20 protein-coding genes are annotated in these 22,260 nt (G+C 60.9%); 8 read left to right on the forward strand and 12 right to left on the reverse strand.

From position 1 onward, the window contains the following. The first annotated feature begins 3 nt into the window (after positions 1 to 3). The 5 genes from AC1RBR_RS14525 (at position 4) to AC1RBR_RS14545 (ending at position 7,706) form a co-directional block, all read left to right on the forward strand. Positions 4 to 1,578 (forward strand): ABC transporter ATP-binding protein, encoded by a 1,575-nt coding sequence (locus AC1RBR_RS14525; protein ID WP_492565135.1) that lies wholly within the window; start codon positions 4 to 6, stop codon positions 1,576 to 1,578. A 140-nt stretch (positions 1,579 to 1,718) separates the two neighbouring features. Continuing rightward, positions 1,719 to 3,134, forward strand: coding sequence for a sigma-54 interaction domain-containing protein (locus AC1RBR_RS14530; RefSeq protein WP_492565136.1), 1,416 nt, complete (start codon positions 1,719 to 1,721; stop codon positions 3,132 to 3,134). A 276-nt stretch (positions 3,135 to 3,410) separates the two neighbouring features. Then, on the forward strand, positions 3,411 to 4,802 hold the full coding sequence (locus AC1RBR_RS14535; RefSeq protein ID WP_027612663.1) for a GntP family permease: 1,392 nt from the start codon (positions 3,411 to 3,413) through the stop codon (positions 4,800 to 4,802). Positions 4,803 to 4,809: 7 nt separating this feature from the next. Further along, positions 4,810 to 5,583, forward strand: a complete 774-nt coding sequence (hbdH, locus tag AC1RBR_RS14540; RefSeq protein ID WP_492565138.1) for a 3-hydroxybutyrate dehydrogenase — start codon at positions 4,810 to 4,812, stop codon at positions 5,581 to 5,583. A 167-nt stretch (positions 5,584 to 5,750) separates the two neighbouring features. Continuing rightward, positions 5,751 to 7,706, forward strand: a complete 1,956-nt coding sequence (locus AC1RBR_RS14545) for an acetoacetate--CoA ligase (RefSeq protein ID WP_492565139.1) — start codon at positions 5,751 to 5,753, stop codon at positions 7,704 to 7,706. A 301-nt stretch (positions 7,707 to 8,007) separates the two neighbouring features. On the opposite strand, the gene AC1RBR_RS14550 is transcribed toward AC1RBR_RS14545, so the two are convergent. Next, a complete protein-coding gene (locus AC1RBR_RS14550) occupies positions 8,008 to 9,120 on the reverse strand; it encodes a PilT/PilU family type 4a pilus ATPase (RefSeq protein WP_492567242.1) in 1,113 nt (370 codons plus the stop codon). A 133-nt stretch (positions 9,121 to 9,253) separates the two neighbouring features. On the opposite strand from AC1RBR_RS14550, the gene AC1RBR_RS14555 reads away from it, so the two are divergent. Continuing rightward, positions 9,254 to 11,803: a PAS domain-containing hybrid sensor histidine kinase/response regulator gene (locus AC1RBR_RS14555; protein WP_492565141.1), complete on the forward strand. Its 2,550-nt coding sequence runs from the start codon at positions 9,254 to 9,256 to the stop codon at positions 11,801 to 11,803. 39 nt (positions 11,804 to 11,842) lie between these two features. Then, on the forward strand, positions 11,843 to 12,118 hold the full coding sequence (locus AC1RBR_RS14560) for a peptidylprolyl isomerase (RefSeq protein WP_003225447.1): 276 nt from the start codon (positions 11,843 to 11,845) through the stop codon (positions 12,116 to 12,118). Between the two features lie 123 nt (positions 12,119 to 12,241). Here AC1RBR_RS14560 and AC1RBR_RS14565 read toward each other — a convergent pair whose 3' ends face one another. From AC1RBR_RS14565 to AC1RBR_RS14610, 10 genes are all read right to left on the reverse strand, one after another. Beyond that, a complete protein-coding gene (locus AC1RBR_RS14565; protein ID WP_492565143.1) occupies positions 12,242 to 13,177 on the reverse strand; it encodes a sugar kinase in 936 nt (311 codons plus the stop codon). Between the two features lie 130 nt (positions 13,178 to 13,307). Beyond that, entirely contained in the window at positions 13,308 to 14,522 is a 1,215-nt protein-coding gene (locus AC1RBR_RS14570) for an amino acid deaminase (RefSeq protein WP_492565145.1), read from the reverse strand. A 39-nt stretch (positions 14,523 to 14,561) separates the two neighbouring features. Beyond that, the gene (locus tag AC1RBR_RS14575) at positions 14,562 to 15,326 is read right to left on the reverse strand and encodes an IclR family transcriptional regulator (RefSeq protein ID WP_027612656.1); all 765 of its coding nucleotides are present in this window, start codon (positions 15,324 to 15,326) and stop codon (positions 14,562 to 14,564) included. Positions 15,327 to 15,456: 130 nt separating this feature from the next. Beyond that, entirely contained in the window at positions 15,457 to 15,846 is a 390-nt protein-coding gene (locus tag AC1RBR_RS14580; RefSeq protein ID WP_007912330.1) for a RidA family protein, read from the reverse strand. Positions 15,847 to 15,875: 29 nt separating this feature from the next. Beyond that, entirely contained in the window at positions 15,876 to 16,673 is a 798-nt protein-coding gene (locus AC1RBR_RS14585; protein WP_097087296.1) for an amino acid ABC transporter ATP-binding protein, read from the reverse strand. Then, entirely contained in the window at positions 16,670 to 17,332 is a 663-nt protein-coding gene (locus AC1RBR_RS14590; RefSeq protein ID WP_222014693.1) for an amino acid ABC transporter permease, read from the reverse strand. Before AC1RBR_RS14590 ends, AC1RBR_RS14585 begins: the two co-directional genes overlap by 4 nt. A gap of 9 nt (positions 17,333 to 17,341) precedes the next feature. Further along, positions 17,342 to 18,004, reverse strand: a complete 663-nt coding sequence (locus tag AC1RBR_RS14595; protein WP_003225455.1) for an amino acid ABC transporter permease — start codon at positions 18,002 to 18,004, stop codon at positions 17,342 to 17,344. Between the two features lie 51 nt (positions 18,005 to 18,055). Beyond that, positions 18,056 to 18,904 carry a transporter substrate-binding protein gene (locus AC1RBR_RS14600; RefSeq protein ID WP_492565152.1) on the reverse strand — a complete coding sequence of 283 codons (849 nt, stop codon included), beginning with the start codon at positions 18,902 to 18,904 and terminating at the stop codon, positions 18,056 to 18,058. Between the two features lie 283 nt (positions 18,905 to 19,187). Then, positions 19,188 to 19,469: a type II toxin-antitoxin system RelE family toxin gene (locus AC1RBR_RS14605; protein WP_166495892.1), complete on the reverse strand. Its 282-nt coding sequence runs from the start codon at positions 19,467 to 19,469 to the stop codon at positions 19,188 to 19,190. After that, positions 19,459 to 19,707, reverse strand: coding sequence for a type II toxin-antitoxin system Phd/YefM family antitoxin (locus AC1RBR_RS14610; RefSeq protein ID WP_003225462.1), 249 nt, complete (start codon positions 19,705 to 19,707; stop codon positions 19,459 to 19,461). The genes AC1RBR_RS14605 and AC1RBR_RS14610 overlap by 11 nt, the downstream gene beginning before the upstream one ends. Before the next feature lie 276 nt (positions 19,708 to 19,983). Between AC1RBR_RS14610 and AC1RBR_RS14615 the strand changes: the two genes are divergently transcribed. Next, a complete protein-coding gene (locus tag AC1RBR_RS14615) occupies positions 19,984 to 20,412 on the forward strand; it encodes a thioredoxin family protein (protein ID WP_492565154.1) in 429 nt (142 codons plus the stop codon). Positions 20,413 to 20,578: 166 nt separating this feature from the next. Here the strand turns inward: AC1RBR_RS14615 and AC1RBR_RS14620 are convergent, their stop codons facing one another. Further along, positions 20,579 to 22,138, reverse strand: a complete 1,560-nt coding sequence (locus AC1RBR_RS14620) for a TerC family protein (RefSeq protein ID WP_492565156.1) — start codon at positions 22,136 to 22,138, stop codon at positions 20,579 to 20,581. Positions 22,139 to 22,260 lie beyond the last annotated feature (122 nt).

Genomic DNA, 22,260 nt, shown 5'->3' on the forward strand with positions numbered 1-22,260 from the left:
ACCATGACTGATAACCTGATCGAAATCCGTGACCTGAACGTCGCCTTCCATGGCCAGCCGGCGGTGCGCAACCTGTGCCTGGACATCCGCCCCGGCGAGTGCCTGGCGCTGGTCGGCGAGTCGGGCTCGGGCAAATCGGTGACCGCGCATTCGATTCTGCAATTGCTCCCCGAAGGCGATACGCAAACCAGCGGCAGCATTCGTTATCGCAGTCAGGAACTGCTCGGAGCCGATCCGAAGGTGCTGCGTGAACTGCGCGGCAACCGGATCGCGATGATCTTCCAGGAACCGATGACCTCGCTCAATCCACTGCACACCATCGAAAAGCAGATCGGCGAGACCCTGCTGGTGCATCGCGGCCTGGGCGGTAAAGCGGCGCAGCAGCGCATTCTTGAACTGCTGGAACTGGTGGGTATTCAAAAGCCCAAAGAACGCCTCAAGGCCTATCCGCATCAACTGTCCGGCGGCCAGCGGCAACGGGTGATGATTGCCATGGCGCTGGCTTGCGAGCCGGAACTGCTGATCGCCGACGAGCCGACCACGGCGCTGGATGTGACGGTGCAGCGCAAGATCCTGCTGCTGCTCAAATCCTTGCAACAACGCCTGGGCATGTCGCTGCTACTGATCAGTCACGACCTCAATCTGGTGCGCAGCATTGCGCAACGGGTGTGCGTGATGAAGGCTGGCGAAATCGTCGAGCAAGCCCCGTGCGAAACCCTGTTTACCGAGCCAAAGCATCCTTACAGCTGCGTGCTGCTCAACGCCGAGCCGGAAGGCGAAGCCCTGCCCCGCGATGAACGCGAGAACGTGCTGGAAGTGGATGATCTGCGGGTCGAGTTCGTCGTCGGTGGCGGGCTGTTCCAGCGCAAACAATATTTGCGGGCGGTGGACGGCATCAGCCTGAATATCCAGCGCGGCAAAACCCTGGGCATTGTCGGTGAGTCCGGTTCGGGCAAGTCGACCCTGGGCCAGGCGATTCTGCGGTTGCTCGATTCCGAAGGCAGTATCCGTTTCCAGGGTACCGCCCTCGATGGCCTCGATCAGAAGCAGTTGCGGCCATGGCGTCGGCAGATGCAGGTGGTGTTTCAGGACCCGTTCGGCAGCCTGAGTCCACGGATGTCGGTGGCGCAGATCATCAGCGAAGGGCTGGAGGTGCACTGTCACTCCAGCGCCGATGAATGCGACGAACAGGTGATCCGCGTACTCAAGGAAGTCGGTCTCGACCCGCAAAGCCGTCACCGCTATCCGCACGAATTTTCCGGCGGCCAGCGCCAGCGCATCGCCATCGCCCGGGCACTGGTGCTGAAACCGGCGCTGATCCTGCTTGACGAGCCGACTTCAGCCCTCGACCGAACCGTGCAGAAACAAGTGGTCGCCCTGCTCCGCGACCTTCAGGAAAAACACGGTTTGACCTACCTGTTCATCAGCCACGACCTGGCGGTGGTGCGAGCGCTGGCACATGACATGATCGTGATCAAGGACGGCAAAGTGGTGGAACGCGGTGCCAGCCACGAGGTGTTCGACTCGCCGCAGCATCCTTACACCAAGGAGCTGTTGGCGGCGGCGCATCCGGGGTAGGCATAATCGGCGCTTGCCTTGATACCGAGTAGCATCTATCGCGAGCAGGCTCACTCCTACATTTGAAATGCGTTCCATTGTAGGAGTGAGCCTGCTCGCGATGGCGTCGCCAAAGCCGAAAGATATTCAGGATCTGTCAGATGAACACCACCGAAAGCCTCAAGGACTACCAACGCGTTCGCTCGCTGGCAATCCGCTCGCTGTTCGAGATCATCGAGCAGTCCAGCGAAGGCACGGTGATTGTCGATCGTGATGCCAACATCGTCTGGATGAACGAGCGTTACGCCCGGCGTTTTGGGCTGGAGTCGGCGAAAAAAGCCATCGGCCAACCCTGCGAAAGCGTGATCCCCGGCAGCCTGCTGCGTGAAGTGGTGCGCACCGGCCGGCCGATTCTGCTGGACATGCAGGACACGCCGAAAGAGCCGCTGGTGGTGATGCGCCTGCCGATCCACGACGATGCCGGGGCGGTGATCGGCGCCATCGGTTTTGCCCTGTTCGATGAATTGCGCAGCCTGTCGCCGATGCTCAAGCGCTACCTGAGCATGCAGGAAGAACTGGCCTCGACCCGCTCGCTGCTGCGGGCCCGGCAGACCAAATACAACTTTGCCCATTTCATCGGCACCAGCAGTGCCAGCCTCGAAGTCAAACGCCGCGCCCGCCGCAGTGCCAGCGCCGAATCCCCGGTGTTGCTGCTTGGTGAAACCGGTACCGGCAAGGAGTTGCTGGCTCAGGCGATTCACAGCGCTTCGCCCCGGGCGCACAAAGCCTTCGTCAGCATCAACAGCGCGGCAATCCCGGAGGCGTTGCTCGAAGCCGAATTCTTCGGCACTGCGCCCGGTGCGTTTACCGGCGCCGACCGCAAGGGTCGTACCGGCAAGTTGCAGATTGCTCAGGGTGGGACGCTGTTTCTCGATGAGATCGGCGACATGCCGTTGCCGCTGCAAAGCAAACTGCTGCGGGTGCTGCAGGAAAAGGAGTTCGAACCGGTTGGCTCCAACGACGTGATCCAGAGCGATGTGCGAGTGATCGCCGCGACTTCGACCGATCTGCAAGCCGCGATCAAGCGTGGCGAGTTCCGCGCCGACCTGTATTACCGTCTCAACGTGCTGCCGATTCAGGTTCCGCCGCTGCGCGAACGTCTCGACGATCTGCCGGCGCTCAGTGAAGCGATCCTTGAAGAGCTGCGCAGTCAGCATGAGCTGAGTCGCGCAGCGCTGGAATTGCTTGGACAACATGCGTGGCCGGGCAACATCCGCGAATTGCGCAACGTGCTGGAGCGCGCGGCGCTGCTCAGCGATGACCTGATTCTCACCGAAGAGGATATTCGCGCTGCGATCGGCACCTTCACACCGGTTGAACGCCCGTCTGCAACCACGCTCGCCCCGTTGGCGGAAGAAACTTTTGCCGAGGCGCGGCAGCGGTTTGACCGGCAGCTGATCCAGTCTGCACTCGCGCAATGTGCGGGCAAAGTGCCGGAGGCGGCGGCTCGGCTGGGGTTGGGGCGCTCGACGTTGTACAAGAAGATGCTGGCGTTGGGTATCGCCGAGTCTCAATAAAGAGACCAAAGTCTCCAATAAAAGACAACAGCAAAAGCTTCCCGAGCAAGCCCGCTCCCACGGGGGATACGCATTCCAAATGTGGGAGCGGGCTTGCTCGCGAAGGCGTCAGCCTCTCGACAAAAATCTCCAAAGAGAGATAGTTCTTCAACTCTCAACACGCTTAAACCCATAAAACCCTTACATTTCAATGATTTGAGTATCTGGCACAGATCTCGCTAACACCTCTACTGCATCCGCTTCACCCACAAAAATAACAATCCCTGGAGACACTCCATGAGTGTGATCATCGCCTTGGCAGCCCTCGCGCTGCTGATGCTTGCCGCCTACCGTGGCTACAGCGTCATCCTCTTCGCCCCGATTGCCGCCCTCGGCGCTGTCCTGCTCACTGACCCTTCCGCCGTCGCCCCTGCCTTCACCGGGGTGTTCATGGAGAAAATGGTCGGTTTCATCAAACTGTATTTTCCGGTGTTCCTGCTCGGCGCCGTGTTCGGCAAGTTGATCGAATTGTCGGGGTTCTCCCGTTCGATCGTGGCCGCAGCGATTCGCTTGCTCGGCACCCGTCAGGCGATGCTGGTGATTGTGCTGGTCTGCGCCCTGCTCACTTACGGCGGCGTGTCGTTGTTCGTGGTGGTGTTTGCGGTGTATCCGTTTGCCGCCGAAATGTTCCGCCAGAGCAATATCCCCAAGCGCCTGATCCCGGCGACCATCGCCCTCGGTGCATTCTCGTTCACCATGGACGCCCTGCCCGGCACGCCGCAGATTCAAAACATCATCCCCAGCACCTTCTTCAACACCACCGCGTGGGCCGCGCCGTGGCTGGGGGTGATCGGCACGATTTTCGTGTTCTGCGCCGGCATGTTGTTCCTGCAGCGCCAACGCAACAAAGCGCAGCGCGCCGGCGAAGGTTATGGCACCGAGCTGCGTAACGAGCCAGAAACCGCCGAAGACCTGAAGCTGCCGAACCCATGGATCGCCCTGTCGCCGCTGCTGGCGGTGGGCATCATGAACCTGCTGTTCACCCAGTGGATTCCGCAGTGGTACGGCAAGACCCACAGCCTCGCGTTGCCGGGGATGGCCACGCCAGTGACCACGGAAATCGCCAAACTCACGGCGATCTGGGCGGTGCAGGCGGCATTGCTGATCGGCATCCTGATGGTGCTGGTGTTCGGCTTCAAGGCGATCCGCAGCAAACTCGCCGAAGGCAGCAAAAGCGCGGTCAGCGGCGCACTGCTGGCGGCGATGAACACCGCCTCGGAATACGGTTTCGGTGCGGTAATCGCTTCGTTGCCGGGCTTTCTGGTACTGGCTGACTGGCTCAAGCAAATCCCCAATCCGCTGGTCAACGAAGCGATCACCGTGACCCTGCTGGCGGGTATCACCGGTTCGGCGTCGGGCGGCATGAGCATTGCGCTGGCGGCGATGTCCGAGCAGTTCATCGCGGCGGCACACGCCGCGAACATTCCGCTGGAAGTGCTGCACCGCGTGGCCGCGATGGCCAGCGGCGGCATGGACACCCTGCCGCACAACGGCGCGGTGATCACCCTGCTGGCAGTCACTGGCCTGACCCACCGCGAAGCCTATAAAGACATTTTCTGTATTACGCTGATCAAGACCCTGGCGGTTTTCGTAGTGATCGGCACTTTCTACGCCACTGGCATTGTGTGAGGTATTCATGACGACTCTTTCGGGCAAGACCGCACTGGTTACCGGTTCCACCAGCGGCATCGGTCTGGGCATCGCCCTGAGCCTGGCCAAGGCCGGCGCCAACCTGATTCTCAACGGTTTCGGTGATGCGTCGAGGGTGATCGCCGAAGTCGGCCAGTTCGGCGGCAAAGTCGGTCATCATCCGGCGGACGTCAGCGACCCGGCGCAGATTGCCGACATGATTGCTTACGCCGAGCGTGAATTCGGCGGCGTCGATATTCTGGTCAACAACGCCGGGATTCAGCACGTGGCGGCCGTGGAGGAGTTTCCGGTGGAACGCTGGGACTCGATTATCGCGATCAATCTGTCATCGGTGTTTCACAGTACGCGCCTAAGCCTGCCGGGGATGCGCGCCAAGGGCTGGGGGCGAATCGTCAACATTGCTTCGGTGCATGGTCAGGTGGGGTCGACCGGTAAAGCCGCGTATGTCGCGGCCAAGCATGGAGTGATCGGTTTGACCAAAGTGGTCGGGCTGGAAACGGCTACCAGTAACGTCACCTGCAACGCGATCTGCCCGGGCTGGGTGCTGACGCCGCTGGTGCAAAAACAGATTGATGATCGTGCCGCCAAAGGCGTCGATCCGCAGCAGGCGCAGCATGATTTGCTGGCGGAGAAGCAGCCGTCGCTGGAGTTCGTCACGCCGCAGCATCTGGGGGAATTGGTGTTGTTTCTGTGCAGCGAGGCTGGCAGCCAGGTGCGGGGGGCGGCGTGGAATATTGATGGGGGCTGGTTGGCGCAATAGGTAGCGCAGGCCCCCTGTGGCGAGGGAGCTTGCTCCCGCTGGGTGGCGAAGCCGCCCCCGACAATTTACGACTGCTGCGCAGCCGATCGGGAGCAAGCTCCCTCGCCACAGAATTAAGTGCTGCACCCTGGCCTGCGTGCTTGAACAACACAACAAGAGGCAAACCAATGTCCGACCTCCTCTGGCAACCCGATGCCGAGCGTATCGCCCAATCGCGCATGGATCAGTTCCGCCGCGATATCAATCAGCGTCATGGCCTGGCGCTGAGCAGCTACACCGACCTGCACCGCTGGAGCGTGGATCAGCGCGAAGCGTTCTGGCAGGCGATCGTCGACTGCTTCGACATCCGCTTTCACACCCAGCCCGACGCCGTCCTGCGTGAAGGCGCACAGATGCCCAGTGCCGAATGGTTTCCCGGCGCGACCCTGAATTTTGCCGAACACCTGCTGCGCCGTCGTGACGATGCCGTTGCAGTGATCGCCGTGGCGGAAAACGGTCAGCGCGTACAGCTGACCTGGGCCGAACTGGCCGAGCACGTCGCCGGTTTTCAGGCCAGCCTGCAAGCCGCCGGTGTCGGACTCGGCGATCGGGTGGCCGCGTGCATGCCCAACACCTGGCAGACTCTGGTGGCGATGCTCGCGACCACCAGCCTCGGCGCGATCTGGTCGTGCTCCTCGCCGGATTTCGGCACCCACGGTGTGATCGACCGTTTCGGCCAGATCGAACCCAAAGTGTTGATCACCTGCGCCGGCTACCGTTACGCCGGCAAAGACATCGACCAGACCACCAAGGTCAACGAAATCCTCGCGCAACTGCCATCGCTGCAGCAGTTGATCATCGTGCCCTATGCTCGCGCACAGGCCAGTGCCGAGGATTACCACACCCGTGCCAACGTGACGTTGTGGGACGATTTCTACCAACCCGGCGGCGAGCCGCGCTTTGTCCCGGTGCCGTTCAATCACCCGTTGTACGTGTTGTATTCCAGCGGCACCACCGGCGTGCCCAAATGCATCGTGCACAGCACCGGCGGCGTGCTGCTGCAGCATGCCAAGGAGCATGGGCTGCACGTCGATCTCGGCCCCGGCGACCGGTTGTTCTACTACACCACCTGCGGCTGGATGATGTGGAACTGGCTGGTCTCGGCCCTGGCAGTCGGCAGCGCGGTGGTGCTTTATGACGGCTCGCCGTTTCATCCCGGCCATGAGCGCCTGCTGGATCTGATCGACGACGAGCGCATCAGCGTGTTCGGTACCAGCCCGAAATTTCTCGCAACACTGGAAAGCAGCGGTTTGAAGCCTGCGCACAGCCATGATCTGAGTAGCCTGAAGACCCTGCTGTGCACTGGCTCCGCGCTGTCGCCACAGAGCTATGACTTCGTCTACCGCGACTTCAAGCGCGATGTGTGTCTGGCGTCGATGTCCGGCGGCACCGATGTGGTGTCGTGCTTCGTCAACGGCAACCCGCTGTCCGCGGTGCGCCGGGGCGAAATCATGGGCAAGAGCCTGGGCATGGCCGTTGAAGTGTGGAACGACGCCGGCGTTGCAGTGATCGGCGAAAAAGGTGAATTGGTGTGCACCCGGCACTTTCCGGCGATGCCCGTCGGTCTGTGGCACGACCCTGACGGCGAAAAGCTGCGCAAATCCTATTTCAGCCTGTTCGCCGGTATCTGGGCACAGGGCGACTACGCCGAGCAACTGCCCCACGGCGGGATGCTGATCCACGGCCGCTCCGACGCCGTGCTCAACCCCGGCGGTGTGCGCATCGGCACGGCGGAAATCTATCGTCAGGTGGAGAAAGTCCCGCAGGTGCTGGACAGCGTGGCAATCGGGCAGCAATGGCAGGACGATGTGCGCGTGGTGCTGTTTGTCCGTCTGCAGGATGGCGTGACGCTGGATGACGCCCTGCAACAGCAGATCCGCCAGGTGATCCGCGCCAACACCACACCGCGCCACGTGCCGGCGAAGATCGTCGCGGTGACCGATATTCCGCGCACCATCAGCGGCAAGGTGGTAGAACTCGCGGTGCGCAATGTGGTGCATGGCGAAGCGGTAAAAAATACCGATGCGCTGGCCAATCCCGAAGCGCTGGAGCAGTTTCGCAATCGCCCGGAATTGTCGGACTGATCCCAATCCCTTGTGGGAGCGGGCTTGCTCGCGAAGGCAATCTGTCAGTGATAACAATGTGACTGATACACCGCTTTCGCGAGCAAGCCCGCTCCCACAGGGGTGAGGTGTTAATCCATCAAGCCCCAATCGCCTGATATTGGGGGCGCCGGCAGCGGCCCCGCAATAGCCCGGAGCTTTCGGATTAGCACGCCATACCCTTGTGGGAGCGGGCTTGCTCGCGAAGGCAATCTGTCAGTCGATAACAATGTGACTGATACACCGCTTTCGCGAGCAAGCCCGCTCCCACAGGGGTGGGGTGTTAATCCATCAGGCCCCAATCGCCTGATGTTGTGGGTGCGGGCGCCGGGCCCGCCTCGGTGTGCAGTTTCAAACGCAGGCGCAGATTGTTCTGCGAATCGGCATGCTTGAGCGCTTCGTCTTCACTGATCACGCCCTCCACCACCAGCCCGTACAACGCCGCGTCAAAGGTCTGCATGCCGGCCTCGCCGGACTTCTCCATGATGCCCTTGAGTTCGCCCAACTCGTTGCGGCGGATCAGGTCGGCGATGGTCGGGGTGCCGAGCATCACTTCGACCGCCGCCCGCCGCTGACCGTCCAAAGTGCGCACCAGCCGTTGCGAGACGAACGCCTTGAGATTGTTGCCCAGTGCATGCAGCAACTGCGGGCGGCGTTCTTCGGGGAACAGATTGACGATACGGTCCAGCGCCTGATTGGCGTTGTGCGCATGCAGCGTCGACAGCACCAGGTGTCCGGTGTCGGCGAATGTCAGCGCATGCTCCATGGTTTCGCGGTCGCGAATTTCGCCGATCAGCACCACGTCCGGCGCCTGGCGCAGGGTGTTTTTCAGCGCCGCATGGAAACTGCGGGTATCGACGCCGACTTCGCGTTGATTGATGATTGAGCGCTGGTGTCGATGGATATACTCCACCGGGTCTTCGATGGTGATGATGTGCCCGCTGCTATGGCGGTTGCGGTGATCGATCAATGCGGCCAGCGAGGTGGATTTGCCGGAGTCGGTGGCACCAACGAACAGGATCAGCCCTTGTTTGAGCATTACCGTTTCCTGTAACACCGGCGGCAGCTTAAGGTCTTCGAAACGCGGAATATCGAGTTTGACGTTGCGGATCACGATTGACACGTCGTTGCGTTGCTTGAAGATGTTCACCCGAAAACGGCCGATGCCCGTACGGGAAATTGCCAGGTTCATTTCCAGATCCCGATCGAACTCGCGCCGCTGCTCGGCGTCCATCAGGGAGCTGGCGATCGCTTCGACCTCACCGGGCTTGAAAGGCCGCTCGCTGAACGGCGTCAGCACGCCGTCGATGCGCGCACTGGGTGGCGCTCCCGTGGACAGGAACAGGTCAGAGCCGTGCTGGCTCGACAGACGGAGCAACAGTGCATCGATTTCCATGGCAATAAGCACCCGCGAAGCATTCAATGAACAGAAATGACCCGCTGTCGTGACGTAACGGGTCATACAGCGTCTACCGCAAGTGCAAGAATAGTAGATGCCAACGCACTGACCGACGCTCAGGATAGATGTGATGAACGCAACACCCTCCCCCGATGACGCCCAAGCCCTGATCGCCCGTATCGACTGGAGTCGCACGCCGTTGGGCGCTTCTGGCACCTGGCCGCAAAGCCTGCGCACCGCGGTGGACATCGTGATTCACTCGCCGATGCCGATGCTGCTGTTGTGGGGGCCGCAGCTCACGCAAATCTACAACAACGGCTTTGCGATGCTCGCCGGGAGCAAGCATCCGCACGCTTTCGGACAGCCGGCGCACCTTATATGGCCGGAACTTCAGGACTTTACCGACCCGATTTATCGAGCCGTCCTACAAGGCCAGGTGCGCACCTACAGCGAACGGCGATTTACCCTGCAACGCGGAGGCGTAGAGTCCGACTTCTGGCTGGACCTGACCTACAGCCCCATCCGCGATGAAAACACGCAAGTGGCCGGGATCCTGGTGACCGCCATCGAAACCAACGAACGCCGGCGCATCGCCCTCGAATTGCAACGCCGTTCCGAAGAAAGCCTCAAGGCCCAGCGCGATACCGAGGAGCGCCTGCAACTGGCGCTTGCCGCCACCGATGCGGTCGGCACCTGGGACTGGGACATCGGTGAAGACCGCTTCATTGCCGACGCCCATTTCGCTCAGTTGCACGGCATCGATCCGGCCCACGCCAGCCAGCTACCGATCAGCGACTACCTGCAAGGCGTGCACCCCGAAGACCGCGCCCTGATCGCCCGCAGCATCAAGCATTGCATTACCCACGGCACCGAATACGCCGAGGAATACCGCCTGCTGAAAGCCGACGGCGAACTGCGCTGGGTGTTTGCCCGGGGCCGCTGTTACAAGGATCACCACGGGCGACCGGTGCGCTTCCTCGGCGCCGCGCTGGACCTGACCGAGCGCAAGCACACCGAGCAGGCGCTGCGTCAGAGCCAGACGGAATTGCAGCTGATCATCAATGCAATGCCGATCCTCATCAGTTACGTCGACCACGAAGAGCGCTTTCGCCTGAACAACGCGGCGTATCTGGACTGGTACGGCCTGACGCCGCAGGAACTGTATGGCCGCACCATTCGCGAAGTGATTGGCGAAGAAGCCTACTTCCTGCGCGCGCCCTATATCGCCGAGGCGCTGGCCGGGCGGCCCTGCTCGTTCAGCCTGTACACCCCGCATCGCGACGGCAGCAGCCGCCACGCGCTGATGAATTACCTGCCGCGCCACGGTGCCGATGGCTCAGTCAACGGTTTCTATATTTTCGTGATCGACGAGTCCGAACGGAAGAAGACCGAAGAAGCCCTGCGCAATCTCAATGAAACCTTGGAGGAACGGGTCAGCGCCCGTACCGAACAACTGGCCCAGGCCAATCAGCGCCTGCAGAACGAGATGTTCGAACGCGAACGCGCCGAAGACGCGTTGCGCCACGCGCAGAAGATGGAAGCGGTCGGCCAGCTCACCGGCGGAATCGCCCACGACTTCAACAACATGCTCACCGGGATCATCGGCAGCCTTGACCTGATGCAGCGTTACATCGCCGACGGCCGCGCCGATGAAATCGGGCGTTTCACCGAAGCGGCGGTGTCGTCGGCCAACCGTGCGGCCGCGCTGACCCATCGCTTGCTGGCGTTCTCACGCCGGCAGTCGCTGGACCGCAAGACTCTCAACGTCAACGAACTGATTCATTCGCTGGAAGATTTGATCCGCCGCACCAAGGGCGACCCGATCGAACTCACGCTGCGCCTGGCCGACGATGTCTGGCCGATCAGCACCGACGTCAGCCAACTGGAAAATGCCCTGCTCAACCTGGTGATCAACGCCCGCGACGCCATGCCCGAAGGCGGCGAGCTGCTGATCGAGACCGCCAACGTTTACCTCGACGGCAACGACATCACCACCCTCGAACCGGTCAAGGCCGGCGACTACCTGATGCTCGCGGTCAGCGACAACGGCACCGGCATGACGCCGTCGGTGCGCGCCAAGGCGTTCGATCCGTTCTTCACCACCAAACCGATCGGCCAGGGCACCGGGCTGGGGCTGTCGATGATTTATGGCTTCGCCCAGCAGTCGGGAGGGCATGTCAGCCTCGACAGCCTGCCGAATCAGGGCACCTGTGTGCGCTTGTATCTGCCGCGCCTGAACCTGCTGGAGCCGGAACGGCCAGTCGTCGAAACCCTCAGTGCCGCGCCGACGGCCACTTGCGGGGAAACCGTGGTGGTGGTTGAAGATGACCCGGCGGTGCGCATGCTGGTGCTCGATCTGCTCAAGGAGCTGGGTTACCTCGCCCACGAAGCCGCCGACGCCAGCGCCGCCCTGCCGTTGCTGGAATCGGAGCTGCGTGTGGATCTGCTGGTGACCGACGTTGGCCTGCCGGGGATGAATGGCCGGCAACTGGCGGAAATCGCCCGCCAGCATCGTCCGGGCCTGAAAGTGCTGTTCATGACCGGTTATGCGCAGAAGGCCGCCGAGCGCCAGGGCTTTCTCGAGGATGGCATGGACATGGTGGCCAAGCCGTTTTCGATTGAAGTGCTGGCCAACAAGATCCGCGAGATGATCAACCAAACGCCATCACTTGAGGCATAATCCCGCGCCCCGCCGTCACCCCGTTACAGGTATCGCACGATGAAAGCCCAAGCTCGCCACATTCTGGTGAAAACCGCCGAAGAAGCCGAACAGCTCAAACAACGCATTGCCAAGGGCGAAGCGTTCGACGTGCTGGCGAAGAAATATTCAACCTGCCCGTCCGGCAAACGCGGCGGTGATCTGGGTGAAGTGCGGCCGGGGCAGATGGTCGGTGCGATTGATGCGGTGATCTTCAAGAAGCCGCTGCGCACGGTGCATGGGCCGATCAAGAGCAAGTTTGGCTATCACCTGGTTCAGGTGTTTTTCCGCGATTGAGTGCTTGGCCTTAGGGCGTTTGTGGCGAGGGAGCTTGCTCCCGCTGGGTGGCGGAGCCGCCCCAATAAGGCTTGCGCCTGCTGCGCAGTCGAGCGGGAGCAAGCTCCCTCGCCACAAGAACACTCATTCTTTAGGGATCAACGCCCCCGGCACCTGAATCACCCGACTCGCCAGCCAATGCCCCGCCTCAGCCGCCTCGACCGGACTGCCACCCAGCAAACGCCTGGCCAGATACGCCGCGCTGAACGAATCCCCCGCCGCCGTCGTATCCACGACCTTGTCGACCTGCTGCGCCGGCACTTCGAACGCCTCGCCATCACAACGAATCAGACACGCCTCGGCGCCACGCTTGAGCACCACTTCCGGCGTGCCGATCTGCGCGTACGCCTCGAACACCGCGTCGCAATCGGCAAAATGGAACAGCGCCTGCTCGTCATCCACGGTCAGCAACGCCAGATCGACATGCGGCAACACGCTGCGATAGGCCGCCCGCGCCTCTTCCTGTGAAGCCCACAAGCGTGGTCGATAATTGTTGTCGAAGACGATCCGCGCATCGCGCTGGCGGGCTTCGATCAGGGTCTGGATCAAGCGCTCGCGGCCCTTGGCCCCCAGCACTGCGAGAGTGATGCCGCTGAAATACAGCACATCGTAGTCCGGCAGCGCCGCCAGAATCGGCTCGGCCGCCGGGGTGGTGAAGCAATCGCGCACCGCCGCTTCATTGCGCCAGTAGAGGAAACGCCGTTCACCGTTGGCGTCGGTCTGGATGCAGTACAGGCCGGGCAAGCGACCGGGCAGACGCTGCACCATGTCCAGGCCAATGCCTTCGTCGGCCCAGCTCTGGCACATGGCATCGCTGAAGCTGTCGTCGCCGAGGGCGGTGACGTAGTCGACCTGGGCTTTGTCGCCGAGAGCGCGGGACAGGTACACCGCGGTGTTCAAGGTATCGCCGCCGAAGCTTTGCTGCAGGCTGCCGTCGGCGCGGTGCTGGAGTTCGATCATGCACTCGCCGATCAGGGCGATGCGCGGGGTGTTCGGGCCCAGGGGGCTGAGGCTGGTCATTGGGAGGTGTCTCTGGATAATCATCGGTGTTTGGGCGGCCCTCATCGCGAGCAGGCTCACTCCTACAATTGGAATGCGTTCCCCTGTAGGAGTGAGCCTGCTCGCGATGGGCGCGACTCGGTCTGAAGCCTTAGAAGCAGGTCTCCATACTCTCGACCACCATCAACTCCTCATCCACCAGCAACCCCACCCGCCATTTGTCGAAGGTCAGGCACGGGTGCGAGGTGCCGAAGGAAATGATGTCGCCCACCCGCAACTCAACCCCCGACGCCACGCTCATGAACGCATGCTGATCCATCACCGCCGTCACTTTGCACGCACTAACGTCATCGCCGACCGCCGGCACCACACCGGCCTTGTAGCGCAGCAGCGGCACCGGCAGGCCGGCATCGAATGCCACATCGCGCTTGCCGAGGGCGATCACCGCAAAACCCGGCTCCGGCAGCGATTGCACGTGCGCCCAGACTTCCAGCGCCGGACGCAATCCTTCGTGCAGATCGCTGCGACGATCCAGCACGCAGCACTGCGCTTCCTTGTAGATGCCATGGTCATGCGCCACGTAGCTGCCCGGGCGCAGCACACTGAGGAAACGACCGCTCGCGTTCTGCGCTTCGAACGATTCGGCGATCAGGTCGTACCACGCCGACCCCGAGGCAGTGATGATCGGCTTGGCAATGGCAAACGCGCCGCTGTCCTGCAGTTGTACCGCCAGTCGCACCAGCGATGCGGCGAACTCGCGAATACCGCTGACCGCGTGATCGCCGTGGATCACCCCTTCGTAACCCTCGATACCGGTCAGGGCCAGCGCCGGTTGCGCGTTGATCGCCTGGGCCAGCGCGATGACTTCCTGCTCGCTGCGGCAACCGCAGCGGCCACCGACCACGCCGTACTCGATCATCACATTCAACTTCACTCCGCGCGAGGCGAAGTAGGCGCCGAGATCGGCGACGTTGTCCGGGTGATCGACCATGCAGTAGAAATCGAAATCGACATCGGCCAGCAGATCGGCGATCAGCGCCATGTTCGGCGTGCCGACCAGTTGGTTGGCCATCAACACCCGGCGCACGCCGTGGGCGTATGCGGCGCGGGTCTGGGTGGCGCTGGCGAGGGTGATGCCCCACGCGCCGGCGTCGAGCTGACGCTGGAACAGCGCCGGGGTCATGCTGGTCTTGCCGTGGGGCGCGAGCTCGGCGCCGCTGTCGCTGACGAACTTCTGCATCCAGCGAATGTTGTGCTCCAGCGCCTCACGGTGCAGCACCAGCGCCGGCAGGCTGACGTCACGCACAAGGTGCGCACCGATGGCAGCGTCGCCCTTTTCCACAGCGGTATTGATGGCAGTCGTCATGCTTGAACTCCTCACTGTCGCGGCCGCAGGCAGCCGCGGTTATTCGTTGATGCGCCGGGCGAGGCTGTTGGCGCTCTCGATCAGCACCCGGCGATAGTCGTCGTAATTGTTTTTCGCATCGGCCCGTGGGGCGACGATGCACAGGGTGCAGATGGCCACGCCACTGGGATCTTTGACCGGCGCGGCGAAGCAATGGGTGAAGGTGTCGGCCACGCTGTCGAACGAGAAGAATCCGTCGATGCCGGCCTGGCGGATCTCCGCCAGAAAGCGTTCCAGCGGCAGGCGCTCGCCATCGGGCAGGATGTAGTCGTCCTCGTCGATCAGGTCGATGATCTGCTGGTCGCTCAAATGCGCCAGCAACAGGCGTCCGGACGCGGTCCACGGGATCGGCGCGTTTTCGCCGATGTCGGACGAAATGCGGAAATGCCGCTCGCCCTCCTTCATCAGCGCCACCGTGTATTTGCGCCCGTTGAGCAAGCACATCTGCGCGGTTTCCCGGGTCTGGCTGACGATTTCCTGCAAGGCGTGATCGGCCTCGCGACTGAGGTCGAAATGGCGCAAGTGCGCCTGCCCGAGGAAATACAACTGGCGACCGAGATAGACGTGACCGTCCTTGCCCACCGGCTCCAGAATCCTTCGTTCCAGCAGCGACGCCACCAGTTCGTAGACCGTGGATTTCGGGCTGCCAATACCGTTGGCGATGTCGTTCGGACGCAGCGGCTGGCCGATCTCCTTGAGGAAATCGAGGATATCGAACGCCCGGTCCAGACCACGGGCCCGGCGTTTGATGGTGTCTTCGGTCATGTCAGTACTCACTCAAAATGCCTCTGTAGGAGCTGCCGCAGGCTGCGATCTTTTGATCTTGCCTTTGTGGCGCATCCAAAATTGCCAAAAGATCGCAGCCTTCGGCAGCTCCTACAAGAGCCGGCGTCAATCAGGCCTTTTTCTTGTACGCGATGCAATCGATCTCGACCTTGCAATCAACCATCATGCTCGCCTGCACACAGGCCCGTGCCGGGGCGTGTTCCGGTTTGAAGTACTCCCCGAAAACCTTGTTGAAACTGCTGAAATCCCGTGGATCATCCAGCCAGACGCCGGCGCGCACCACGTCCTCCAGGCCATAACCGGCCTCTTCGAGAATCGCGATCAGGTTCTTCATGGTCTGGTGGGTCTGCTCGACGATGCCGCCAACGATGATCTCGCCATCCACCGCCGGCACCTGGCCGGACACGTGCAGCCAGCCATCCGCTTCAACGGCGCGCGCGAAGGGACGTGGCTGGCCACCAGCGGCGGTGCTGCCGGTGCCGTATCGAGTAATGCTCATGGGTACTTCTCCTGATTACAAAGCAAAAATTAGAACCGCGTGCTCTTGAGAAACTCGGCCAGTCGCGGCGATTGCGGGCGTTCGAACAGTTCCTTGGGCGGCCCCTGCTCTTCGATTCGCCCCTGATTCATGAACACGATCTTGTCCGAAACTTCGAAGGCGAAACGCATTTCGTGGGTCACCAGCAACATGGTCATGCCGTCTTCGGCCAGGCCCTTGATCACGTTCAACACTTCACCGACCAGCTCCGGATCGAGGGCCGAGGTGACTTCGTCGAACAGCATCAGGCTGGGGTTCATCGCAATCGCCCGGGCAATCGCCACACGCTGTTGCTGACCACCGGACAACTGCCCGGGAAAGTGATTGCGCCGCTCCAGCAGGCCGACCCGCTCCAGCCATTTTTCGGCCAGCACCACGGCTTGGTCCTTGTGCATTTTCTTAACCTTGAGCAGACCGAGGGTGACGTTCTGCAAGGCTGTCAGGTGCGGAAACAGGTTGAATTGCTGGAAGGCCATGCCGGTCATCGCGCGATGACGGGCGATGACTTTTTCGGCGTGACGCACACGTTTACCGCCGACCTCGTCATAGCCGATGGACTCGCCGTCGAGCAGGATCTGCCCGCCCTGAAACTCTTCGAGCATGTTCACGCAGCGCAGCAAGGTGGTCTTGCCCGAACCGCTGGAGCCGATCAGCGTCACGACGTTGCCGCGCTGCATGCTCAAGTCGACTCCCTTGAGCACTTCGACTGCGCCGTACTGCTTGTGCAGGCCACGGATGTCCAGCAGCGGCTGAGCGTTCTGAACGTTGGAAACTTGAGCTTGAGTCATGGCAGGGCCACCCGCTTTTCAATATGCCGGCCGAGTAATTCGATGCCGTAGTTGATGACGAAGAACAGAAAACCGGCGAACAGGTAGAACTCCAGAGTCATGAAGGTCCGGGCGATGATCTGTTGGGTGCTGAGCAGCAATTCGGCAACGCCGATCACCGAGAGCAAGGTCGAAGCCTTGACGATTTCGGTGGACGAGTTGACCCAGGTCGGCAGGATCTGCCGTAACGCCTGGGGTAGCAGCACATAACCGAGAGACTGATAAAACGTCAGGCCAATCGCCTTGCTCGCTTCCATCTGCCCGCGTGGCAATGCCTGCAAGGCGCCGCGCACGATCTCGGCAACGTGCGAGCCGCAGAACAGCGTCAGGCCCAGCGCACCGGCCTGAAACGCGCTGATCTGCCAGCCCAGCGCCGGCGCCATGTAGAAGCAGGCCAGCACCAATACAAACACCGGCGTGCCGCGAATAATGTCGACATAAAAGCGGAACGGCGCGCGCATCCAGAACTTGCCGTAAGTCAGCACCAGACCGGCGACAACCCCGAGCAGCGTGCCGAACAGAATCGCCAATGCCGACACCTGCACACTGGTCAGGAAGCCTTGCAGCAACGTCTCGCGTGCCACCCACAATTCATGCAACCAACTGGGAGATTCGTACATCGCAGCCTCCTATCGGCGGATCGCCAGACGCTGCTCGAGGTAACGCAGCAGCATGGCAATGAGGTAACAGGCCGCGACATACAACGCCGTGGTCACCAGCCAGGTTTCGATCACCCGGTAGCTCTCGACGTTGATCTTGCGCGCGTAATAGGTCAGCTCCGGCACCGCAATCGCGGCGGCCAGCGAGGTGTCCTTGAACAGCGAGATGAAGTTGTTCGACAGCGCCGGCAACACGTTGCGCAGCATCACCGGCACGGTGACGTAGGCCTTGACCTGCCACTCACCGAGTCCGATCGCCAGCCCCGCTTCGCGCTGGCCTTTGGGGATGCTCAGCAAGCCGCCACGGAACACTTCGGTCAGATAGGCACCGGCATACAGCGACAGCGTGATGATGAACGACGGGATCTTGTCCAGCCGGATCCCCAGGCTCGGCAACGCAAAGTAGATCAACAGAATCAACACCAGAATCGGCGTGTTACGCACCACCGTGACGTACACCGAGGCCAGCACCCGCAAGGCGCGATGCTTCGAGAGCAAGGCAAACGCCATCAGCAGGCCGATCACGCAGCCGATGGCGATCGACACCAGCGCCAGTTCAAGGCCCAGACCGAGCCCCGCCAGCAAGGTGTCGAAATCGCGCCACACGGCAGCAAAGTTCAACTGATAGTTCATGGTCAGCAGTACCTTGAGCGGGGCGCGTGCAGGCGCCCCACTCTCACGGGATCATTTGAATTCGACAGGGAAACCGATCGCCGGCGACGGCAGGTCGACACCGAACCATTGCTTGAAGGATGCCGCGTAAGTCGGGAACTCAACGCCAGTCATGGCTTCATGCAGGGCGGTGTTGACGAAGTTCAGCCAGTCCTGATCGCCGCGTTTGACTGCGCAGGCGTAGGTCTGTGGGCTCCAGGCGTAGGTCGGGCTGCGGTAGCGGCCAGGGTTCTGCATTATCAGGTATTTGACCGACGACTGATCAGTGGCAGCGGCATCTGCGCGACCGGAGTTCACCGCCTGATACATCAGGTCGACGCTGTCGTACTGATCGACCTTGGCCTTGGGCAGCGCCTGATGCACCAGTTCTTCGGCGTAGACGTTTTGCAGCACGGCCACGGTGACGCCGTCGCCGCCGTCCTGAAGGTCTTCGATTTCCTTGTACTTGCTGTTGGCCGGCAGCAGCAGGCCGACGCCTTCGCGGTAGTACGGCAGGGTGAACGCCACTTGCTGCGCACGACTGGCGGTAACGGTGATGAACTGGCAACTCATGTCGACCTTGTCGGTCAGCAGATTGGGAATTCGCGCGTCGGACGACTGCACGACGAACTCGACTTTGCTCGGGTCATTGAACAGCCCTTTGGCCACCATCCTGGCGATGTCGATATCAAAGCCCTGCAACTTGCCGTCCGCACCCTGAAAGTGCCACGGCGCATTGGTGCTGCCGGTGCCGACAATCAGCTTGCCCCGGGCCAGAACACTGTCGAGCTTGCTATCGGCTGCCTGGGCCATGCCCATCACAGCGGACGAAGCCGCAAGAACAAAAACACACGCTTTGAACAACGAAGGACGGCGATGCATGGCAAGCACTCCAGGATGATGTTTATTCCGCTATACCGGAACACGGTTTGTTACTACGGAATAGACAGCAGAAAGTGTGCCACAGGAATCACAGGGAATCTGTATCGGGGTTAAATGTTTTTGGAATCAACGGGATGCAGGAAATGCGAAAAAGGAGTCAGGTGCGGGAACTGATGGGCTGCGCTACCTTAGGCTACAAATATCGAGTAGCAGGTTCCCAGATGGAGCACGAAGGGCTACTTCGGTGCAGTGGTTAGCGATTGAAGGGGCCAGCTCTCCATATCTATCGGCAAGCGGCTTTGTCGTAGACCTCTCCCCGCTCTCTTCTCCCTACCGCAATCACGGTAACTACCAAAACCTCGTTCTTTACGCGATAGACCAGCCTGTATCCAGCACTGCGAAGCTTGATTTTGTATGCGTTTCCCAACCCTCGGAGTCGATCGGCAGGAACGTGAGGATTGACCAGACGTGTAGAGAGCTTTTTCTTGAACTGATTCTGAAGTGCTGAATCGAGCTTTTTCCATTCCTTCCAGGCTTTCTCGGAAAACTCCAGCTCATAGGTCATCTATAGAGACCTTGATGGTGGGATCGTTTTCTCGCTCCTTGCATAGTGCGATCAGTTCCAGATCCTCAAGACGATTCATCATCGCCTCATACTCCTTCGCGGGAACACAATAAAACGCTGGCTCATTTCGATTGAGGATTGCAACAGATTGGCCGCCACCGGCGGCCACGGTACCCATGGGGTTTCTTTTCAATTCAGAAATACTCGCAACGATATTAGAAAGGACTACGTGAGTCATGATGGTGCTCCTTGGAGTGCTGTTAATGGTGCTTAAAATAGCACTCCAAGACGGCTTCGACGCCTATCGCTTATTACCGCCTTCTCTTTTATTGAGTGAAAAAAGGTATCACGTCCCGACATTCCACATTTCCGGGCTTCTTGTCGGGCTGGTCCTTCATAAAAGTGGGAAAAATCTCGCGAATCCACAGGCCACCTGTAATTTCTGACAGTAGACCTGTTCTTCACCCTTCTTTAACGTCATCGAACTTTCGAGGTCGTTGAAAAGGAGTTCTCAATGAGCACTGCCAATACCATTTCCAATCTGGCCCCGGTTTACCGCAAAGCCCTGAAAACCTGGCGCCCGGTGATCCTGTATTTCGCCAATGAACACTGCCCCGCCTGCGAATGGGCAGGGCCGATTTTTCGTCAGATTGCCGAGCCGTACCGTCATCGCGCCAATATCTACATGCTTAACACCCGTGAGTCGCCGCGCCATCCGCTGGTTACCGGCACGCCGACGGTGCTGTTCTACAAGAACGGCAGGCTGGTGAAAAAACTCAAGGGCATCGGCACAGAGGAAACACTGGCGGCGGATTTTGCCCGGCATATTGGCAGGACCAGGGCGCCGGTGGTGCAGCAGAAATCACGGCATGACCTGCCGTGGTTGCGCCGCACATTGAGCAGGCTCTGCACAATCACGCGTGCGCATCGGCGGGTGATTTGAGGCAGTGCATTTCCCGTAATCGTTGCGGCGTATGACGCATCGCTTTCGCGGGCAAGTCCGCTCCCACAGGGGGCAACGTTGTTCACACATTTCGTGTACGACGCGTGCACTGTGGGAGCGGGCTTGCCCGCGCAGGGGTCGGCACCGTCAGCGCAAGGCTGCTGCCTTACGCAGAATCGCGCACCAGCAACACCCGCGTCACTCGTCGTTCCTCAACGGCTTTGACGGTCATTTGCCAGCCTTCGTACTGCAGCCGGTCGCCCTTCATCGGCAAGCGATCCAGCAGGCTCATCACCAGTCCGGCCAAGGTCTGATAGTCCTCGGTCGGTTCGGCGCCGAACCCGGTGCGCTGGCGAACACGCGTCAGGTTCAATGCGCCGCTGACGACAAAACCGCCCTGCTCCTCGATCACGTCCGGGCCTTCGATTTCGCTGGCATCGGGCAGTTCGCCGGCAATCGATTCGAGGATGTCGGTCATGGTCAACACGCCGACGAAGTCACCGAATTCGTTGACCACGAAGGCGATGTGAGTCGACGCCGCTCGCATTTGCTCCAGCGCATTGAGGATCGAATAGCTGTCGAGCAGGTTGATGGTCTTGCGCGCCAGGTGCTCCAGATTCGGCTCGGTACCGGCCAGGTACTCCTTGAGCAACTCTTTCTTGTGCACGAAGCCCAACGGTTCATCCACCGCGCCGTTGCGAATCAGCGGCAGACGCGAATACGACGAGTGCATCAATTTTGTGCGAATCGTTTCGGCGTCGTCGGCCAGATCGATGGTGTCGACGTCCGCGCGTACGGTCATCAGATTACGAATCGGCCGCTCGGCCAGTTGCAGCACGCCACTGATCATCACTCGCTCGCGGCGGTCGAACAGCTCCGCACTCGGGGCTTCGCCGTCATCCAGCAGGTCAGAGATTTCCTCGCCGACCTCCTCCGCCTCCAGCCTGCGCCCGCCCAGCAAACGCATCACCGCATGGGCCGTGCGCTCACGTATGGGGCGCAGGCCTTGCATCGAACGTTTGCGTCGGGCCCGGGCGATCTGGTTGAACACCTCGATCAGAATCGAGAAACCAATCGCCGCATACAGATAGCCTTTCGGGATGTGGAAACCCAGGCCTTCGGCCGTCAGGGCGAAACCGATCATCATCAGGAAGCCCAGACATAGCATGATCACCGTCGGGTGCGCATTGACGAAGCGGGTGAGCGGCTTGCTGGCGACGATCATCAGACCGATGGAAATGATCACCGCGATCATCATCACCGCCAGTTCATCAACCATGCCGACGGCGGTGATTACCGCGTCCAGCGAGAACACCGCGTCGAGCACCACGATCTGCGCCACGATCGGCCAGAACAGCGCGTAAGCGGCGTTGGTCGAGCGCTGGCCGACGTGGCCTTCGAGTCGTTCGTGCAGCTCCATGGTGGCCTTGAACAACAGGAACACACCACCGAACAGCATGATCAGGTCACGGCCGGAGAAGCTCTTGTCGAATACCTCGAACAATGGCTGCGTAAGAGTGACCAGCCAGGAAATACTCGCCAACAGGCCCAGGCGCATGATCAACGCCAGCGACAGGCCGATGATTCGCGCACGGTCGCGCTGATGCGGCGGCAGTTTGTCCGCCAGGATCGCGATGAACACCAGGTTGTCGATACCCAGCACCAGTTCCAGCACGATCAGAGTCAACAAGCCTAACCAGGCCGTGGGATCCGCTAACCATTCCATAAAATGTCTCGATCTCTCTTCAGTGAATTCAGGCTGCCGGGCACGGCAAAGTGCAACGCGAAGGCTCTGAAGCCGCGTTGTCAACGATAGACGGGTGTCGGAAAACCGGATGCTGCGAGTGC

The organism is Pseudomonas sp. GW823-FHT01D03, assembly GCF_058798255.1.

Excerpts from the sequence above, each read along its gene's own strand:
- AC1RBR_RS14585 (WP_097087296.1), bottom strand. The coding sequence starts at position 16,673 with ATGACTCAAGCTCAAGTTTCCAACGTTCAGAACGCTCAGCCGCTGCTG.
- AC1RBR_RS14565 (WP_492565143.1), bottom strand. The coding sequence starts at position 13,177 with ATGACCAGCCTCAGCCCCCTGGGCCCGAACACCCCGCGCATCGCCCTG.
- AC1RBR_RS14600 (WP_492565152.1), bottom strand. The coding sequence starts at position 18,904 with ATGCATCGCCGTCCTTCGTTGTTCAAAGCGTGTGTTTTTGTTCTTGCG.
- AC1RBR_RS14605 (WP_166495892.1), bottom strand. The coding sequence starts at position 19,469 with ATGACCTATGAGCTGGAGTTTTCCGAGAAAGCCTGGAAGGAATGGAAA.
- AC1RBR_RS14525 (WP_492565135.1), top strand. The coding sequence starts at position 4 with ATGACTGATAACCTGATCGAAATCCGTGACCTGAACGTCGCCTTCCAT.
- hbdH (WP_492565138.1), top strand. The coding sequence starts at position 4,810 with ATGACGACTCTTTCGGGCAAGACCGCACTGGTTACCGGTTCCACCAGC.
- AC1RBR_RS14615 (WP_492565154.1), top strand. The coding sequence starts at position 19,984 with ATGAGCACTGCCAATACCATTTCCAATCTGGCCCCGGTTTACCGCAAA.
- AC1RBR_RS14570 (WP_492565145.1), bottom strand. The coding sequence starts at position 14,522 with ATGACGACTGCCATCAATACCGCTGTGGAAAAGGGCGACGCTGCCATC.
- AC1RBR_RS14580 (WP_007912330.1), bottom strand. The coding sequence starts at position 15,846 with ATGAGCATTACTCGATACGGCACCGGCAGCACCGCCGCTGGTGGCCAG.
- AC1RBR_RS14545 (WP_492565139.1), top strand. The coding sequence starts at position 5,751 with ATGTCCGACCTCCTCTGGCAACCCGATGCCGAGCGTATCGCCCAATCG.
- AC1RBR_RS14575 (WP_027612656.1), bottom strand. The coding sequence starts at position 15,326 with ATGACCGAAGACACCATCAAACGCCGGGCCCGTGGTCTGGACCGGGCG.
- AC1RBR_RS14560 (WP_003225447.1), top strand. The coding sequence starts at position 11,843 with ATGAAAGCCCAAGCTCGCCACATTCTGGTGAAAACCGCCGAAGAAGCC.
- AC1RBR_RS14530 (WP_492565136.1), top strand. The coding sequence starts at position 1,719 with ATGAACACCACCGAAAGCCTCAAGGACTACCAACGCGTTCGCTCGCTG.
- AC1RBR_RS14555 (WP_492565141.1), top strand. The coding sequence starts at position 9,254 with ATGAACGCAACACCCTCCCCCGATGACGCCCAAGCCCTGATCGCCCGT.
- AC1RBR_RS14595 (WP_003225455.1), bottom strand. The coding sequence starts at position 18,004 with ATGAACTATCAGTTGAACTTTGCTGCCGTGTGGCGCGATTTCGACACC.
- AC1RBR_RS14535 (WP_027612663.1), top strand. The coding sequence starts at position 3,411 with ATGAGTGTGATCATCGCCTTGGCAGCCCTCGCGCTGCTGATGCTTGCC.
- AC1RBR_RS14590 (WP_222014693.1), bottom strand. The coding sequence starts at position 17,332 with ATGTACGAATCTCCCAGTTGGTTGCATGAATTGTGGGTGGCACGCGAG.
- AC1RBR_RS14620 (WP_492565156.1), bottom strand. The coding sequence starts at position 22,138 with ATGGAATGGTTAGCGGATCCCACGGCCTGGTTAGGCTTGTTGACTCTG.
- AC1RBR_RS14610 (WP_003225462.1), bottom strand. The coding sequence starts at position 19,707 with ATGACTCACGTAGTCCTTTCTAATATCGTTGCGAGTATTTCTGAATTG.
- AC1RBR_RS14550 (WP_492567242.1), bottom strand. The coding sequence starts at position 9,120 with ATGGAAATCGATGCACTGTTGCTCCGTCTGTCGAGCCAGCACGGCTCT.